This is a genomic window from Rhizobium sp. NLR22b (genome assembly GCF_019685295.1).
Classification (GTDB): domain Bacteria; phylum Pseudomonadota; class Alphaproteobacteria; order Rhizobiales; family Rhizobiaceae; genus Rhizobium.
The window spans coordinates 342,536-360,195 of sequence record NZ_JABDWM010000003.1 but is presented as its reverse complement, the minus strand read 5'-3'; the positions used below and the strand labels follow the sequence as shown (position 1 = coordinate 360,195).

General features: G+C 60.9%; 15 protein-coding genes, 1 pseudogene and 1 riboswitch. Of the genes and pseudogenes, 13 read left to right on the top strand and 3 right to left on the bottom strand.

All coding sequences use genetic code 11. The annotated features are described in order from the left end of the window. Nucleotides 1–43: 43 nt before the first annotated feature. Nucleotides 44–778: a CbtA family protein gene (locus HJC00_RS07855; RefSeq protein ID WP_221163818.1), complete on the bottom strand. Its 735-nt coding sequence runs from the start codon at nt 776–778 to the stop codon at nt 44–46. A 109-nt stretch (nt 779–887) separates the two neighbouring features. Continuing rightward, entirely contained in the window at nt 888–1,097 is a 210-nt protein-coding gene (locus HJC00_RS07850; protein WP_011426664.1) for a CbtB domain-containing protein, read from the bottom strand. 25 nt (nt 1,098–1,122) lie between these two features. Further along, nucleotides 1,123–1,273: riboswitch (cobalamin riboswitch) on the bottom strand. Nucleotides 1,274–1,329: 56 nt separating this feature from the next. Between HJC00_RS07850 and HJC00_RS07845 the strand changes: the two genes are divergently transcribed. The 4 genes from HJC00_RS07845 (at nt 1,330) to HJC00_RS07830 (ending at nt 7,826) form a co-directional block, all read left to right on the top strand. Next, nucleotides 1,330–1,884: a histidine phosphatase family protein gene (locus HJC00_RS07845; protein WP_210629961.1), complete on the top strand. Its 555-nt coding sequence runs from the start codon at nt 1,330–1,332 to the stop codon at nt 1,882–1,884. Nucleotides 1,885–2,361: 477 nt separating this feature from the next. Continuing rightward, nucleotides 2,362–3,933: a bifunctional diguanylate cyclase/phosphodiesterase gene (locus tag HJC00_RS07840; protein WP_210629960.1), complete on the top strand. Its 1,572-nt coding sequence runs from the start codon at nt 2,362–2,364 to the stop codon at nt 3,931–3,933. Between the two features lie 254 nt (nt 3,934–4,187). Further along, nucleotides 4,188–5,366, top strand: a complete 1,179-nt coding sequence (locus HJC00_RS07835; protein ID WP_210629959.1) for an acetate/propionate family kinase — start codon at nt 4,188–4,190, stop codon at nt 5,364–5,366. 72 nt (nt 5,367–5,438) lie between these two features. Further along, a complete protein-coding gene (locus HJC00_RS07830) occupies nt 5,439–7,826 on the top strand; it encodes a phosphoketolase (RefSeq protein ID WP_221163817.1) in 2,388 nt (795 codons plus the stop codon). A 43-nt stretch (nt 7,827–7,869) separates the two neighbouring features. Here the strand turns inward: HJC00_RS07830 and HJC00_RS07825 are convergent, their stop codons facing one another. Beyond that, entirely contained in the window at nt 7,870–8,760 is an 891-nt protein-coding gene (locus tag HJC00_RS07825; RefSeq protein ID WP_210629957.1) for a helix-turn-helix domain-containing protein, read from the bottom strand. A gap of 118 nt (nt 8,761–8,878) precedes the next feature. On the opposite strand from HJC00_RS07825, the gene pobA reads away from it, so the two are divergent. From pobA to HJC00_RS07785, 9 genes and pseudogenes are all read left to right on the top strand, one after another. Further along, on the top strand, nt 8,879–10,051 hold the full coding sequence (gene pobA / locus HJC00_RS07820) for a 4-hydroxybenzoate 3-monooxygenase (RefSeq protein WP_210629956.1): 1,173 nt from the start codon (nt 8,879–8,881) through the stop codon (nt 10,049–10,051). 183 nt (nt 10,052–10,234) lie between these two features. After that, a complete protein-coding gene (locus HJC00_RS07815; RefSeq protein WP_210629955.1) occupies nt 10,235–11,407 on the top strand; it encodes an ABC transporter substrate-binding protein in 1,173 nt (390 codons plus the stop codon). A gap of 69 nt (nt 11,408–11,476) precedes the next feature. After that, nucleotides 11,477–12,340 carry a branched-chain amino acid ABC transporter permease gene (locus tag HJC00_RS07810; protein ID WP_210629954.1) on the top strand — a complete coding sequence of 288 codons (864 nt, stop codon included), beginning with the start codon at nt 11,477–11,479 and terminating at the stop codon, nt 12,338–12,340. Between the two features lies 1 nt (nt 12,341). Beyond that, the gene (locus tag HJC00_RS07805; RefSeq protein ID WP_210629953.1) at nt 12,342–13,343 is read left to right on the top strand and encodes a branched-chain amino acid ABC transporter permease; all 1,002 of its coding nucleotides are present in this window, start codon (nt 12,342–12,344) and stop codon (nt 13,341–13,343) included. After that, nucleotides 13,340–14,104: an ABC transporter ATP-binding protein gene (locus HJC00_RS07800; protein ID WP_085779309.1), complete on the top strand. Its 765-nt coding sequence runs from the start codon at nt 13,340–13,342 to the stop codon at nt 14,102–14,104. The genes HJC00_RS07805 and HJC00_RS07800 overlap by 4 nt, the downstream gene beginning before the upstream one ends. Continuing rightward, complete coding sequence (locus HJC00_RS07795; protein ID WP_210629952.1) at nt 14,085–14,801, top strand: ABC transporter ATP-binding protein; 717 nt, start codon at nt 14,085–14,087, stop codon at nt 14,799–14,801. The genes HJC00_RS07800 and HJC00_RS07795 overlap by 20 nt, the downstream gene beginning before the upstream one ends. A gap of 427 nt (nt 14,802–15,228) precedes the next feature. Further along, nucleotides 15,229–16,056: a VCBS domain-containing protein gene (locus HJC00_RS07790; RefSeq protein WP_221123913.1), complete on the top strand. Its 828-nt coding sequence runs from the start codon at nt 15,229–15,231 to the stop codon at nt 16,054–16,056. A 301-nt stretch (nt 16,057–16,357) separates the two neighbouring features. Next, nucleotides 16,358–16,574: pseudogene (locus tag HJC00_RS32375) on the top strand (CopG family transcriptional regulator). Between the two features lie 58 nt (nt 16,575–16,632). Further along, nucleotides 16,633–17,472 carry a hypothetical protein gene (locus HJC00_RS07785; RefSeq protein ID WP_221154666.1) on the top strand — a complete coding sequence of 280 codons (840 nt, stop codon included), beginning with the start codon at nt 16,633–16,635 and terminating at the stop codon, nt 17,470–17,472. Nucleotides 17,473–17,660: the final 188 nt, after the last annotated feature.

Below are 17,660 nucleotides of genomic sequence, written 5' to 3'. Positions count from 1 at the left end.
CTCGCGATCAGACCGAGAAAAGCAAACCTGCCGATATGCCGCATCACCGGAACGCCGGCCGCAGACCGCTCTTGGCGGCAAGACGTCTTTCGGCCAGCGCTCCGAAAACTAGACCGAGCGCTGCCCAAAGGATCGCGTGCATTCCGAGCGTGGTCGTGCGGAACCGCCAGAGCACGATCGCCGAGAAATTCTCGGGCACCTCATTGATCGGCGGCAACAGATAAAGCACGAAGCCGATGAAGACGAGATAGGCGACGCCGGCGATAATCGCGCCGTTCCAGAGACCGAAGCGCTCGCCAAGGCGGCGCGACAGCGCGATCGCGGCAATCAGCGAGGCGAGCGAAACGACGATCATCAGGAAGAACAGTTCGGTCCTGGCGCCGATCGTATCGGGATTGCCGACAGCCGGCGGGTTGGCCGGATATTTGATGGCGGGAACAAGCACGACCGCCACGAAGGCGGCAATGGCGATGACGGCCGAAGTGCCGCGCGCCGATAGGCTGCTGAAGCGGCCGTGCACGAAGGCGAAGGCGAGCGAAAAAAGCCCGCCGACGGCGATGCTGTAGGCCATGACGCCTGTGAAAAGGCCGAGGCCGGCCTGCGTGGCCCGGCTGACGATTTCAGGTTCGGCAGCTTCGCCCGCCGCCTGGGCGCTCGCTTCCTCGAAGGCGATTGCCGCATCGACCAGCGGCTCGCCGAAGGTATGGGCGAAGGCGAAAACGAGGATGCCAGCAATCAGGCCCGCGAGCATGCCGCGAAGCAGAAGCTTTCCAACCATGTCAGTATTCCCCCTTGTCGCGCAAAACTGTGCAGCGGTTTTGCGATAACGACATGCGTAAACAAAGACCTAAAGCGCGAGAAGCGAATCCGAAAGATCGCGATGCGCTTTAGTGACAGGGAAATCCGAGGAGATGGCGGCCGTCATGCACGAATTCGTGCACATACATGCCGTTGAACAGCGCCATCGCGCCCTCCTCGGTGCCGACGAAATAAAGAACGATGAGCATCAGCAGACCGCCGAAGATCGCCCAGGGAAGGATTTCCCCTACAGGGATCGGCGCCGGCGCCGCGACAGGCGCGAAAGTGGTGTCAGACATGTATTCCTCCGGAATGACGCGTTCAGTCGAAAGAGTGTTGTGCGGCAGGGTCTGACTTCCAGCGTGAAGAAGTTTCGACACGCTGGTCACAGTGGCGCGACCGCGCCGGATTTCCACCGGCTTCCAAACCCGCAACAGCACGGTTATATCTGCACGCCGAAGAGACTGTCAACGAAACTTCACGAAGCCGGCAAAGGCCGTCCCCATCCCGTCATCGGAGATCAGAACAATCGTGAATATGCGCCTCACCTGGATCTGCCACGGCGCGACGTCGGCGAACCGCAAGGCCCAGTTTCCGCTCGACGAACCGCTGGAAGAAAAGGCCGTGGAAGAAGCAGCCAGGATGGCCGCCCTCCCCCACGCCGATCGTATTGTCACAAGCCCCGCCATGCGCGCCCTCCAGACGGCTGAGGCGCTCCGTCTCGAAGCGCAGATTGATCCGTCGCTTCGAGATTGCGACCATGGCCGCTGGGCTGGCAGGCCGATCGAGGCGATCGAGGCGGAAGAGCCGGAAAACCTCACGGCCTGGATGACCGAGCCGGGGGTGGCCCCTCACGGCGGCGAGAGTGTTTTCGACCTGCGAAAGCGCGTCGCTGGCTGGATGGATGCCCAGTCCGCCCGAAGCGGTCACGTGATCGCCATCAGCCACGCGGCCGTCATCCGGGCTGCAGTCGCCCACGTGCTTCAGGCGCCACCCTCCTCCTTCTGGCTGAGCGACGTCGAGCCACTCGCCATCCTTCGGATGACCAGCAACGGAAGCCGCTGGTCGCTACGCTTCCAGCATTAGAGATTCCTTATTTTATCCAGCCTTGCACAAGCAAATCGCGTCATTGCTGTTGAACCCGGTTTTGCGGGGACTACTTCCTTGTCCCAAGGAGATGGAAGAATGACATATGATTGGAGTGGAGAGCGTACACGGCGCCTGCGGTTGATGCGCGTCGCCACGTTCACGGTTTTGGCCGGTCTCATCCTCAGCGTTCCGCTGCTGATCGTCACCGCCTGAAGCACTGGAAAAGGCGAGCGATGCGTCAGCACGCTCGCCTTCGTTCTTCTGGGCATCTTTTCGGCCCAATCACCTGTAGCAACATTCTTCCTGAACGGGACCGGCGAAACAGCCGCAGTGCCGGTCCTGGCCGCATCGCAACGCTATCCGTCTGCCGGCGGCTCACCGCAAACCGCCCCCTCCGATAATTCGCCTTCTGGTTTCAACGAACATTTCAGACTTTCGTGATATCTCGGCGCGGGTGGAGTTGGAGAAGGCATAATGCCGGTGTTTTTCCAGAGCAGAGCCGGAAGGCAATGCATGTCGATCGTCGGTTTGGGGATTACCCTCTGGCTCCTAGCTACATTGCTGCGGTTCGACGACAGCCTGGTTTCCTTCATGACCGCTTTCCGTGAATACGGCGCCGACAAGCTCGTTCTGGGACTCGGCATCGCCGGCACCATGAGCTTCATCTACTCGGTGCTGCGTATTGCCGATCTGCGCAAGGAAATGGAACTGCGCGCCGCCGCCCAGGCAAAGGCCGACTGGACGGCAACGCACGACCATCTGACCAAGCTGCCGAACCGCTATGCCTTCGAGCGCAAAATCCTCTCACGGCCGGTCAGAAGCGACGAGGCCGAAATCGAGGAATGGAACCAAAACGTCACCATCTTCTCCGTCGACCTCGACGGCTTCAAAAAGGTCAACGATCTCGTCGGCCACAAGGGCGGCGACGTCTTGTTGGTCGAAGTTGCCAAACGCATCTGCGCGCTCGGCAATGCCGATTGCGTCTACCGCTTCGGCGGTGACGAATTCATCGTCGTCGCCTTTGCCCTGACGACACAACGCGAGGAGCGCTTCGCCAAGCTGCTGATCCAGGCCGTCACCCGCCCGATTCATATCGATGGTTTTGCCGTCGAAGTCGGCGCCAGCGTCGGCTACGATCGTTGGGTCGAGGGCAGCGAGCCGCTGGAAGACGCCGCCCACCGTGCCGATCTCGCCATGTATGAGGCCAAATCACGCGGCCCCAACCATCATCTCGTCTTCGAAAATTCGATGCAGGATAGGGTAACGGAACGCGCCTCCTTGGAAACCAGACTGCGCGCCGCGATCGCCAATAAGGCGATCAAGCCTTTCTATCAACCGCTGATTGATCTGAAGACCGGCCAGCTTTGCGGTTTCGAAGCCCTCGCGCGCTGGATCGGCGAGGATGGCGTCAACATTCCGCCGACTGTTTTCATCGACATTGCCGAGGAAACCGGGATGATCACCGCCTTGTTCGAGGATCTCCTTGCGCAGGCCTGCAGCGATGCGCTCACCTGGCCGGAGCATGTCACGTTGTCCTTCAACGTCTCGCCGGTGCAGATGGAAGACAGGCTGCTGACGTCCCGCATCCTCAAGGTCCTTTCGGCAAGCCGGCTACCGCCGCAACGCCTGGAAGTTGAGATCACCGAAAACGCGCTGATTCAGGATCCCGCTATCGCCGCCGTCATTCTCGAAGAGCTGCACGCGGCCGGCATTCAGATCGCTCTCGATGATTTCGGCACAGGCTATTCGAGCCTCGCCCAGCTCGCCCGCTACCGCTTCGACAAGATCAAGATCGACAAAAGCTTCATCGCCACCTATCGCGATGACGAACGCCAGGAAAAAATCGTCCGCGCCATGCTTGGCCTCGGCAGAAGCCTCAATATCAAGACGACTGCGGAAGGTGTCGAGGAGCATGGCCAGCTTGCCTTCCTGCTGCAGCTCGGCTGCGACATCGGCCAGGGTTACCTTTTCGGCAAGGCGATGCCCGCCGCCGAGGCGAGCATCTTCATCCGCGATCGCAACGTCAATCTGGCGTCAACGGCCTGAGCCCAGCTTATTTCAACAGAACCCAAGCTTTTGCGTCCCGATCGGCCGCCACGCACCGTCTTGTTGCGCACGGGGGGCTATTGCAGCTGGAGCTCTTGCCGCCATTGTGCCGCCAATGCTCAATGACCGCACGTGCGAGGTTGACAGGCGTGGGGATCGACCGAAGCAAAGGCAACCGCCAAATGATGCCTTTCCAGCGGGAGTTTCGGCGCTAGGTTCGCCCATCGTGACGACTGCGCGGGCTCTCTGAAGACATGTCATTCCCCGACCTTCTCCTGACCTTCAATGCCGGCTCATCGACTGTGAAGATCGGGGTCTTCTCAATTGATGACGCCGGGGCACGACGCCTCGGCAAGGGCGTCATCGATCTCCGCGCCGAGCCGCTCTCGCTTGACCTGACCAAGGGATCGCAGACATTCGACATGCCGCTGAAGGCGGAGGTGACGGACGATCTGCACGGAGTCATCGACGAGACCTTCACGCGTCTCGCCGATCATTTCGATATGGCGGCCGCAGCCGCGGCCGGCCACCGCGTCGTCCATGGCGGCGAGCGCTTCACGAGCGCCGTCGCGCTTGATGACGCCGCCACCGATGGGATCGAAGCGCTGATCCCGCTCGCACCCCTGCACCAACCGCAAGCGCTGCGCTTCATCCGCGCGCTCCGCCATCTGAAGCCACATCTTGTCCAGACAGCCTCCTTCGACACGGCCTTCCATGCCACGCAGGACGATCTCGTGCGCCGCCTCGCCATACCCCGTTCCCTGCATGAGGAGGGCATCAAGCGTTACGGCTTCCACGGACTTTCCTACAAGTTCATCGCCAGTGAACTCGCGCGCAAGGCGCCGCATGCGGCAAAGGCTGTGGTCGCCCATCTCGGCAGCGGCGCCAGCCTCTGTGCGATGGAAAACGGCATCAGCCGCGATTGCAGCATGGGCTTTTCCACCCTCGACGGCATCCCGATGGCGACACGCCCGGGCTGGCTCGATCCCGGCGTGATCCTGCATCTGGCAGGAGAGAGAAAACGATCGCTGGGTGAGATCGAGGATCTGCTCTATCAACGCTCAGGCCTGCTCGGCGTTTCCGGCATCAGCGCCGATACGCGCGATCTGTTGACGGACGGACGGCCGGAAGCGCGCCAGGCGATCGATCTGTTCATCCTGCGCATTGCCGGCGAGATCGGCCGCATGGCGGTAACACTCGGCGGCCTCGATACCGTCGTCTTCACCGCCGGCATTGGCGAGCATCAGCCGGAAATCCGCGCCGGCGTGGCGAAACGCCTGTCCTGGCTCGGCCTTTCGATTGATGAAAAGGCCAACGCCGCCCACAGATTCACGATCAGCACCGGGGAAAGCCGCATGGCCGCCCATGTCGTTGCCACGGACGAAGAACAGGTGATCGCCGACGAGGCGCTGTCCGTTCTCCGCGTCCGCTGATCCAGATCAATGGCGCGCTCGCGCTAACGGCTAGAACTGACGTTGAACGCGTTTTCGAACGGGAGAAGCCCCATGGAAAAGCATGTCTCGACCGCCGCCGCCCTGACCGATGCTGAACTCACCCTGATCGATCGCTACTGGCGGGCGGCCAACTATCTGTCGGTCGGCCAGATCTACCTGCTTGCCAATCCGCTGCTGCGCGAGCCGCTGCAGTCAGAGCACATCAAGCCCCGCCTGCTCGGCCACTGGGGCACGACACCCGGCCTCAACTTCATCTATGCGCATCTGAACCGCCTCATCCGCGCCCGCGATCTCGACATCATCTACATATGCGGCCCCGGTCACGGCGGGCCGGGAATGGTCGCCAACACCTATCTCGAAGGCACCTACAGCGAAATCTATCCCGATATTACCGAAGACGCCGAAGGGATGCGCCGGCTCTTCCGCCAATTTTCCCTTCCGGGCGGCATTCCGAGCCATGCGGCGCCGGAAACACCGGGATCGATCCACGAGGGCGGCGAACTCGGCTACGCCCTCGTCCATGCCTATGGCGCCGCCTTCGACAACCCCGACCTCACCATCGCCTGCGTCGTCGGCGACGGCGAGGCCGAAACCGGGCCGCTCGCCGCCAGCTGGCATTCCAACAAGTTCCTCAATCCCGCCCGCGACGGCGCCGTTCTGCCGATCCTGCATCTGAACGGCTACAAGATCGCTAATCCGACCATTCTCGGCCGGGCCGGTGACGACGAGCTCAAACGTCTTTTCGAAGGCTACGGCTACGAGCCGTTTTTCGTCGACGGCCATGAGCCGCGCGACATGCATCAACAGATGGCTGCGACGCTGGACCAGGTCTTCGACCGCATCCGTGGGATTCAGGAGCAAGCCCGCAGCGGCAAGGCTGCGGCGGGCTGCCCGCGCTGGCCAATGATCGTGCTGCGCAGCCCCAAGGGCTGGACCGGTCCGAAAGAGGTCGACGGCAAGAAGGTGGAAGGTTTCTGGCGAGCCCACCAGGTGCCGGTCTCCAACTGCCGCGAGAATGAGGGCCATCGCAGGATTCTCGAGGACTGGATGCAAAGCTACGATCCCGAAGATCTGTTCGATGCCGACGGCCGGCTGAAAACCGACCTGCGGGCGCTGGCCCCCGTCGGCAAACGCCGCATGGGCGCCAATCCGCATGCCAATGGCGGCTTGTTGCGCCGGGAGCTCGATGTTCCCGCCATAGGCGACTATGCGGTTGACGTCGGCAGGCGCGGCAGCGTCGCCGCCCAATCGACCGAGATCCTCGGCCATTACCTGCGCGATACGATGAAGCTCAACGCGGAGGCGGCAAACTTCCGCATTTTCGGTCCCGACGAGACGGAGTCGAACCGCCTCGGCAGCGTCTTCGAGGTCACCAACCGCGTGTGGATGGAGGATATCGAACCATATGATATCCATCTCTCCCGCGATGGACGCGTCGTAGAGGTGCTTTCCGAACATCTCTGCCAGGGATGGCTGGAGGGTTATCTGCTGACCGGGCGGCACGGCCTCTTTTCCTGCTATGAGGCCTTCATCCACATCATCGATTCCATGTTCAACCAGCACGCCAAATGGCTGAAGGTGACGCGCGAGATCGAATGGCGCAAACCGATCTCATCGCTGAACTACCTGCTGACCTCGCATGTCTGGCGCCAGGACCATAACGGCTTCAGCCACCAGGATCCGGGGTTCGTCGATCTCGTCGCCAACAAGAAGGCCGACGTCGTCCGCATCTACCTGCCGCCGGATGCCAATACCCTGCTCTGGGTCGGCGATCATTGCCTGCGCACCTATGACCGCATCAACGTCATCGTCGCCGGCAAGCAGCCGGAGCCGCAATGGCTATCGATGGACGAGGCGGTGAAACATTGCGAAGCCGGCATCGGTATCTGGCACTGGGCAAGCAACGAGGAGGACACGATCTCGCCCGATCTCGTCATGGCCTGCGCCGGCGATGTCCCGACGATGGAAACGCTCGCCGCCGTCGATCTCCTGCGCAAGGCCATTCCAGAGCTGAAGATCCGCACTGTCAATGTCGTCGACCTCCTGGCGCTGCAATCCAGTGACCAGCATCCGCATGGCCTTTCCGACGAGGCCTTCGACGCGATCTTCACCACCGACAAGCCGGTCATTTTCGCCTATCACGGCTATCCCTATCTCATTCATCGTCTGACCTATAAGCGGGCCAACCACGAGAACATCCACGTCCGCGGCTTTGTCGAGGAGGGAACGACGACCACGCCATTCGACATGACCGTGCTCAACCAACTCGACCGCTACCATCTCGCCATCGAAGCCATCGAGCGCGTGCCGGGCCTGAAGGAGAAGGCGAAAGACGCGCTTGCCGCCTTCCACGGCAAGCTCGCGGAGCATCACGACTATGTCAGGGAATACGGCGAGGACATGCCGGAGGTGCGGGACTGGACGTGGCCGGCGGCGTGAGCCATTCGCGACTGACGCGCGCGATGTGAGATGACCGAATGCCCTATGGCCGGTCAAGCCGAGCTTTTTCGTTCATCCGCCAAATCCGCGGCGTTTCGCCGGTATATTTCAGGAAGAAACGCGAGAAATAGGCGGGATCGACAAAGCCGAGGCGAAATCCTATCTCCTGAACGCTGCCGATGGTAAAGACGAGCTGGCGCTTCGCCTCTTCGATCAGTTTCCCGGCGATCAGTTCATGCGGGGTGTTTCCCGTCATCGAGCGAACGATACGGGTGAGATGCGTCGACGAAATGCCAAGTTCCCTGGCGTAGAAGGAAGCCGGCCTGTGCGATCGAAAATGCCGCTGGATCAGTTCGTCCAGCATCTCCATCCGCCGCTCGTTCTCATTTGACGGAAGCTCCTGCGCATATCCTTCATGGGAAATCCGCGCCGTCAGCCGCAACGCCAACCCGACATAGGCGGCCAAGACCTCGTTGCGGCCACCGCGGCGGTTTTCGAATTCGTCGCCGAGCCGCCTCAGCGTCTGCATGACATAGGCAGCCTCGGCATTTCCGGGATCGAGCGGCGTCAGATGCGGCATCGCCAGCCACTCGCCGAGATGGCTTCGCTCGCCGGGCGGGTGGCTGAGATGGGACCTCAATATAGTGATCACGAGGCCGTCGATATCACGTGAGAAGCGAAAGCCGTGATCGAGCCCAGGGGGAACCGTGATGACCGCCGGCGGACGGATGGCATGGCTCCTCTTGCTGAAGATCGCATCGCCCGAGCCGGCTTCGATGTATAATATCTGAAAGAAGCTCTCGTGGCGATGAAGCCGAATCTCCCATTGATGCAGGCTGCTGCGGGAGCGGATTGTTTCGCAATGCAACCAGAATTCCGGTGACCGCCCGATGTTTTCGCCGTAGAGTTCGTAGGTCGGTATGTGTCTGCTCATCGGCTCCCTCCTGCGCCAATGTTCGATTAGTGCAATTTTTAGGCTGGAATGTCCATTGTGGCGATCCGGCCAGCGCGGCAGAATCTGACAAAACGCAAAAATGCAAGGGAGGAAGCATTTGCGAACCCAGGTCGCCATCATCGGTTCGGGACCATCCGGCCTGCTGCTCGGCCAACTTCTGACCGAAGCTGGAATCGACAACGTCATCCTCGACCGCGTGAGCAAGGACTATATCCTCGGCCGCGTCCGCGCCGGCGTTCTCGAGGAAGGCACTGTCGGGCTGCTGGATGAAGCCAAGGCTGGAGCGAGGCTGCATGCCGAAGGCCTGCCGCATGACGGCTTCTCGCTCGCCTTCGACGGACGCGATCATCGCATCGACCTTCACGAATTGACCGGCGGCAGGCGTGTGACCGTCTATGGACAGACCGAGGTGACGCGCGATCTCATGGAGCGGCGGGAAGCTTGTGGCGCCCTTTCGATCTATGACGCCGCCGATGTGGCTCCGCATGCTATCGACGCTGGCTCGCCCTTCGTCACCTACCGGAAGGATGGCATCAGCCACCGCATCGATTGCGATTTCATCGCCGGCTGCGACGGCTTTCATGGAATAAGCCGCAGAGCCGTTCCCGAACGGGCGATCCGAAGTTTCGAGAAGGTCTATCCCTTCGGCTGGCTGGGCCTGCTTGCCGACGTGGCGCCCGTCAGCCATGAACTGATCTACGCCAACCACCCGAGGGGCTTCGCGCTCTGTTCGATGCGCTCGGCCAGGCGCAGCCGTTACTATATCCAGTGCCCGCTCGACGCGAAGATCGAAGACTGGAGCGACGAGCGCTTCTGGGACGAGTTGAGACGGCGCCTACCGGCTCATCACGCCGAGGCATTGAGGACCGCCCCATCCTTCGAAAAATCGATCGCGCCGTTGCGCTCCTTCGTCACCGAGCCCATGCGTTTCGGCCGGCTCTTCCTCGTCGGCGACGCCGCCCATATCGTGCCGCCGACCGGCGCCAAGGGGCTGAACCTTGCAGCAAGCGATGTCCATTACCTCTTCCGCGGGCTCCTCGAACATTACCGCGAAGGTTCCGACAGCGGCATCGACGCTTATTCGCAGACGGCGCTCGCCCGCGTGTGGAAAGCCGTGCGGTTTTCCTGGTGGATGACGACGATGATGCACCGGTTCCCCGATACAGGCGATTTCGATCAGAAGATCCAGGAAGCCGAACTCGACTATCTCACGCATTCTCGTGCAGCCTCCACGGTGCTCGCGGAAAACTACGTGGGATTGCCGTTCTGACACGAAGATTGCGGGATGAAAGCTGCGATACGCCGGTGAACAGCGAGAGTCGGGACGATACAGAACCATAACCGGCAAATCATGTGTTTGGGGATTTATTTCATTTTACATCACCATTTCGCATGACAAGCTAACCTGAAATTCAATACGGCGCTGGAGTACGCCGAAAAGGGAGAGAGAAGAATGAGGAAGCTGTTTCTGGCCGCCGCTGCGGCAATCCTTATGGGCACCAGCGCCTGTGCCGACACCATCAAGGTCGGCGTCATCGGGCCGTTCTCCGGCCCCTTCGCGCTCCAGGGCAAGAACTTCAAGGCCGGCATCGACGCCTATATGGCTGTCAACGGCAACAAGGTCGGCAGCGACACGGTCGAGATCGTCTACCGCGACGTGCCGCAGGCCGATCCGGCTCAATCCAAGGCGCTGGCGCAGGAACTGATCGTCAAGGAAAAGGTCCAGTATCTCGCCGGCTTCTATTTCACCCCCGACGCCATGGCGGTGACGCCGATCCTGAAGCAGGGCAACGTGCCGATGGTCATCATGAACGCCGCCACCTCGGCGATCGTCACCAAGAGCCCGCTTGTCGTACGCACCTCGTTTACAACATGGCAGACCTCGACGCCGATCGCCAAGGTTGCCTTCGACACCGGCGTCAAGAAGGTGATTTCGGTCGTCAGCGATTACGGCCCGGGTATCGACGCCGAGAATGCGTTTAAGGCCGGTTTCGAGAAGGCCGGCGGTCAGGTGGTCGAGGCGATCCGCATGCCGCTCGCGACCAACGACTTCAGCCCGATTATGCAGCGCATCAAGGATTCCGGCGCCGAGGGCGTCTTCGCCTTCCTGCCATCGGGCCCGACGACGCTTGGCTTCGTCAAGGCTTATAACGAGAACGGCTTGAAGGCCGCCGGCATCAAGTTCTTCGCGCCTGGCGATCTGACGCAGGAATCCGATCTGCCGGCGCTCGGCGACGCCGCACTCGGCATCAAGACGACCTTCCACTATGCCGTGTCGCACGACTCGCCCGAGAACAAGGCTTTTGTCGAGGCTGCCGCCAAGGCGATCGGCAACAAGGCCGAAATCTCCTTCCCTGCGGTCAGCGCCTATGACGGCATGTATGTCATCTACAAGATGATCGAGGCGACGGGCGGCAAGCAGGACGCCGAGAAAGCGGTCGACGCGGTCAAGGGCCTTGCGTGGGTGAGCCCGCGCGGCCCGGTCTCGATCGATCCGGAAAGCCGGCATATTACTCAGAACATCTATCTGCGCGAAGTCGCCAAGGCCGATGACGGGACGTACTTCAACAAGGAGATCCAGACGTTCGAGAAACAGAGCGACCCGGGCCTTGCGGCGGCCAAGTAAGATTGCGGCATCCGGACCGGCGGCGGGGTCTCGCGCATCGCGGCCGCCGCATCGAAGTAAGGTAACTTCATGCAGACAGTCTTCAGCATCGCCGTCGACGCCTTTGCCTATGGCATGGCGCTCTTCGTGATCTCGATCGGCCTTTCCGTGACCATGGGGCTGATGCGTGTCGTCAACCTGGCTCATGGCGCCTTCGCCATGATCGGAGGCTACATCGCCTCCTATGCCGCCCGTGACCTCGGTCTTAGTTATGCTGTCGCAGTCGTCGCGGCCGTCGTCGTCACGATCATCATCGCAATTCCGCTCGAGCGTTTTCTCTACCGCCGGATCTATGGCGCCCCTGAACTGACCCAGGTGCTGATGACAATCGGCATCACTTTCTGCGTCATCGGCATCGCGAACTACGTGATGGGACCGACGCTGAAGACGATACCGCTTGCCGGCACCTTGCAGGGATCGGCCGATCTCGGATTCCGCACCATTCCCGTGCACCGGCTTTTCGTCATCTTCTGCGGCCTCGCCGTTGCGCTCGCCCTGTGGTTCGCGATCGAGCGAACGAGCTTCGGGGTCAAGCTGCGCGCCTCCGTCGACGATGCGGCGATGGCTGCCGCACTCGGCGTGCGCACAGAGATCATCTATGCGGTGAGCTTTGCCGTTGCCGTCGGGCTTGCCGCCTTCGGCGGCGTGGTCGGCGCCGAACTCCTGCCGGTCGAGCCCTATTATGCGCTGCGTTACATGGTGACCTTCCTCGTCGTCGTCTCCGTCGGCGGCGCCGGCTCCATTCCGGGCGCGCTGATTGCCTGCCTGCTGCTTGGCGCCATCGATACGACGGGACGCTATCTGATGCCGGAATTCGGGGAATTCTTCTTCTATCTCGCCGTGATCGCCATCATCTGCATCTTCCCGCGCGGCCTTGCCGGAAGGATGAAATAGGATGACGCTCGTCATGAACAACGAAACCGAACGCCTCCGGCATCGGCGCGCAGTGAATGCCGATCTTCTCGGAGTAGCGGCCATCACGGCCATCGCCGCGATCGGCTATTTCGCCTTACCCGACAATCTGGCGCTTCTGACGCGGATGATCACGATCGCCCTGCTCGTCCTGTCGCTCGATCTCGTGACCGGTTATTGCGGCGTCGCAACGCTCGGCCATGCCGCGCTCTTCGGCTCCGGCGCCTATGCCGCCGGGATCCTGTCGGCGCATTACGGCATCAACGACCCGCTGCTGATGATGCTTGCCGGCATAACAGGGGGCGCGGTTGCCGGGCTGCTCTGCGGCGCGATCATCCTGCGCGCGCATGGGCTGCCGCAACTCGTGCTGTCGATTGCGCTCATCCACCTCTTCCATGAATTTGCCAACAAGGCCTCCTCCTGGACGGGAGGCAGCGACGGGCTTTCCGGCATTGCGCCGGACCCGATATTCGGCATTTTCGAATTCGATCTCTACGGCCATACCGCCTTCTTCTTCGGAACGACACTGCTCGTCATCGTCTTCATGCTGCTGCGATTGCTGGTTCGCTCACCCTTCGGCATGCTCTGCCGCGGCATCCGGCAAGACCCGCTGCGCATCCGCGCCATGGGCGGCTCGCCGAAGGCCGCTCTCATCAAGATGTACGTGATCTCAGGCGCCGTTGCCGGCGTCGGCGGCGCGCTGAATGCGATCTCGACCCAGGTCGTCGGGCTCGACAGCCTGTCCTTCACGCAATCGGCCGAAGCGCTTGTCATGCTCGTGCTCGGCGGCACCGGTTCCCTGTTCGGCGCGCTCTCCGGCACCGTCATCTTCATGTTCTTCGAGGATTATGTCTCGGCCGCCAACCCCTTTCACTGGCTGACCATGGTCGGCGCCCTGCTGATCGCCGTCGTGCTGTTTGCGCCGAAAGGCCTCTACGGAACGGCCGCCGCCTTGATCTGCCGCCGGAAGGAGACGCGCGCATGAGCCCGGTCTTCGAAGTAACCAATCTCAGGAAAGCCTTCGGCGGCCTTGCCGTCACCAATGATGTCTCGCTGGCAATGGCGCCCGGCGACCGCATCGCGCTGATCGGCCCGAACGGCGCCGGCAAGACCACCTTCGTCAACCTCGTCACCGGCAATCTCTCCCCCGATTCCGGCGAGGTTCGCCTCGGCGGCGAGGCGGTGACGAAGGTGGATGCGATCGGCAGGGTCAAACGCGGCCTCGTCCGATCCTTTCAGGTGACGCGGCTTTTTCAGGATATGACGCCCGCCGAACATGTGGGGCTCGCCGTCCTTCAGCGTGACGGAAAGACCCGCAAGATGTTCGGGAATTTCCTCGCCATGCCCGACGTCATGGCGGAGGTCGACGATCTCCTGGGTAAACTCGGGCTGGCCTCGCTGATGCATCGCAGAGTCAGCGAGATCGCCTATGGCCAGCAGCGGCTCCTCGAAATCGCCGTGGCGCTGGCGCTGAGGCCGAAGGTGCTGCTGCTCGACGAGCCTGCGGCCGGCGTGCCGCAAAGCGATACCGGCCGAATCGAACAGGCGCTGGCCGACCTTCCCGCCGATCTCGCCGTCCTGATGATCGAACACGACATGGACCTCGTCTTCCGTTTTGCCAAGCGCGTCATCGTGCTGGCGGCCGGCGCGATCATCTTCGACGGCCTGCCGGCCGATGTCACCAAGGATGCCCGCGTGCGCGAGGCCTATCTCGGGAGCTATGCCAATGCCAGCCCTGTCGCTTGAGGTTGAAAACCTGTCGGCCGGATACGGGCCGACGCGGGTGCTCGAAGGCATCTCCTTCACCGTGCCGGCAGGCGCCCGTCTAGCCGTGCTCGGCCGTAACGGCATGGGCAAGACCACGCTCCTGGCAACGCTTGCCGGCCAGACCAGGCGGTATCAAGGCCAGATCCACCTCGGTGGTTCGGATGTCACCGCAGCACCGAGCGCAATGCGCGCCCATAGGGGCCTCGGCTATGTGCCTCAGACGCGCTGCGTCTTTCCCACGCTGACGGTCGAAGAGAACCTTTTCGTCGGTCTGAAGGCGCGGCCGAAGACGGCGCTGGAGGAAGCCTATGCCATGTTCCCGCGCCTGAAGGAGCGCCGCCGAAACCTCGGCAACCAGCTCTCCGGCGGCGAGCAGCAGATGCTTTCAACAGCCCGCACCATTCTCGGCCGCCCGTCCGTTCTGCTGCTCGACGAACCGCTCGAGGGCCTAGCGCCTGTCATTTGCGAGGAACTGATGGCTGCCTTCGCCGATCTCGCCAAGAAGGGCGATATGACCATCCTTCTTGTCGAACAGCGCATCCAGAGCGCGCTCGATTTCGCCGATCACGTCATCATCCTCGAACGCGGCCGACTGGCCTGGACAGGCACGCCGGAACGCCTGTCGAGAGATCATCAAACGGTCGAAAGCCTGCTCGGGGTCGGCGGCTTGCACTGACGCCTGGAGCTAGTACTGAGCCCGTTGGAGGCAGAGCCAGCGGCATTGCCGGTGGATCCAAAGCGCCCCCCAGGATTGGTTTGAGGTCCCCCAGCAGCGAATCAGTATATCGTCATGACCATGTCATCATTGACCCACCATTATTCTCCGGAAAAGACGGGTTGTCCGCGAGAAACCAAGAGATCGCCTCAAGAGGCGATGAACATCATGAGCGAACGAAGCGCCGTGATCGCAAGGCATGCCAAAAAATCTTGGCGATAGACAGGGTCGGTGCCGGTTGGATCTCTTTATCTGGATATTTGTTCAGCAGGCGATTTAGATCTGCTGGAATTAAACAGGTAGAGTTGATCTGACGCTCCTTCAATTTTCGTTGCCAGACACCAGATAGGGTTGCATAGTCACATAGCACATTAGCCGGGAGGTAGAAATGGCAAACCACAAACCATTCGCGGGCAATGTATACCTGCCTGTTTTCAATCTCGACGATCCGATCAGCGGCGATGTTCTCGAAAACTCCTACGATACCGACGGAGATTCGGTGCGCCTGAATTTCGTCAACGGGCAGCGCATCAAGCAGCCGGCCGATCCTGAAGGCCAGCCGATAAAGACCATCATCGAAGGAAAATACGGCACACTCACCATTTTTTCCGACGGGACGTACACCTACGCGCTCGATCACTCCAAGCCGGAGGTCGCCGCCCTCGGGCCGGGAGATCAGCTCGTCGAGAAGTTCACTTTCAAGATATCCGACGGCAAAGGCGCCACCGATGTCGGTGCGTTCAGTATCGCAATCGATCTGCCGGAACGCGGCGACGTCTTCGTCAATTTCGAGGATGTCGGCCAAAGCGACTTTCCCACCGGCTACAAAGGCTTCGATTGGGGCGCCTGGCGAGACGGCGACGACGCGACAGTGCGCGAGGACGCCGACGGCAACCACTACCTGGGTGGGGGCGTCTTCTGGACCCCCATCTATTCAGCGGATGGCGGCCCCTTCCAGATCAAGCAGTTCGAAGTTGCCAACGGAACATCGAACTATGACAACGTCCTGACGATCGAAGGGCAGCTGAACGGCAACATCGTCTTCTCCACAACCGTGACCATAACCGCCGACAGCATCGATAATCCCCAGCTGATCGACCTCAGCGCCTACGGCGATATCGATTACCTCCTGCTCGACAGCGAACCGATCGTCACGGAAAACAGCGGTCCCGATTATTTCGGCGCGCAATACGACAGTTTCTACTTTGTCGTTTGAGGGATAGAGAGAAGCGTCGCATCACGAAAACTTTGCATCTTTCCGGCGCACCGCAGCGGCATCCGGTAGCAATTTCTTGCGATAGCTGATCGACCTGCACCCTGCTAGCTTTCGATCGTGCGGAGGAGCACGATCATGCTGGGATGGAGGAAATGATGCAGCCAGTCGGGATCAAGTTAGCGGCGGTCATGTTTTCGCTGGCCGCATGGGCCGTTATCATCGCTGCCGCATCCCATCTTTGGGCGATGAAGATGCCGATATTGCATTTGGCGCTCTACAGATAGAGCTGTCCTCGGCGCACCTGACACCCCCCACTCTCCTCGAGTACGCCGCCGATCCGATCGCGGATATTTCCGTGCTGACCTGCAGATCATGCTTCGGCGGGCAGCTTTGCGGCTGCGCAACGCCGGATCAATCGCCCTCGACGACGACTTGAGGCGATTCGTAATCTATGCAGTGAATTGGTGCTGACGCGCTAGGACGCGATCAGGTATGTCGTACGGGAGTGGATGAAGTAGAACACCTATCTGCCGATGTATGAGCTGGACGCAATGGCGAAGGGGATGGGGAAGCTTGATGGGCCAAATGACCATTGGTCAGGACTTGCACGGGATATCTTCATGGCGAAGCCCATTGCCGGTACTCCGCTTAATCCTGCTCTGCGGCTGGGTCTCTTTGATGGCAGGGATTTTACTATGGTCACTCCATCCGATCGCCTACGACAGTTGGCACATCACCCCTGTCCTTATTAGTTTGTTGTGGTTTTCGGGTCCGCTTTTGGCTTTTGCCATTTCGGCCGGTGCACTTATTCTGGATCAACCGGCTTCTCGCCTAATGAAGCGAGCCGCCGCTGTGCACTTCGGGGTAAGTCTGGCTGTTGGCCTAGTGGTATTGTTGACAGATCAGTTTGGTCCCGCCACCTGGTTGTTGCTGGCTGCGCTGGTCGATCTGCCGATCCTTGCGCTCGCGCCAGGCCGGATCGATAGCCAGAGAGCGGTCAAACTGCTACACATGGTGGTTGTGTCGTCGGTTGCAGGACCTATTGCCGCCCTCTTTCTTTGGTCCGCCCTCAACATCAAGATTGTGGAGTGGCGTGCACTCGCGGTCTCCGGTTCACATCCCTATTGCGTGCAGGTGCCCAAGGATTATCTCGGGCAGTACAAGGCAGTAACCCGACGGGCTGAATTGGCGGGTTTGAGGATGCGGACACCGTTTACAAATGGCGGTGGTTCCACCGACTACCAGTTCGCGTTTCACGCAGTGCTCGTGGTCAGGCATGATGAGGGGGACCGGTTGTACAACTGGTCCTACTTCGCCCAAAGCTTCGTCCCCGTCTCCGACAGTGCGATAAAAGGACTCACTCTTCGTGCTGATTGCGAGCCAATGGTTGCTTTCTTCGACGCGCTTTATCGTTAGGGATTGTCATCGAATTGTAGCAAACGCCCGGAACAGCTCGAACCCCGCGTTTGAGGTCATCGCCTCCGCCGCTGGAGGGAAATTACCGGACCGGAATTGTCGGCTGTTGAAGTGGTAGCGGAGGTCCGTTCTGGTCACAACAGCCGACAGCACGAACGGACAGAGATCAGCCTGGGAACATGGCAAAT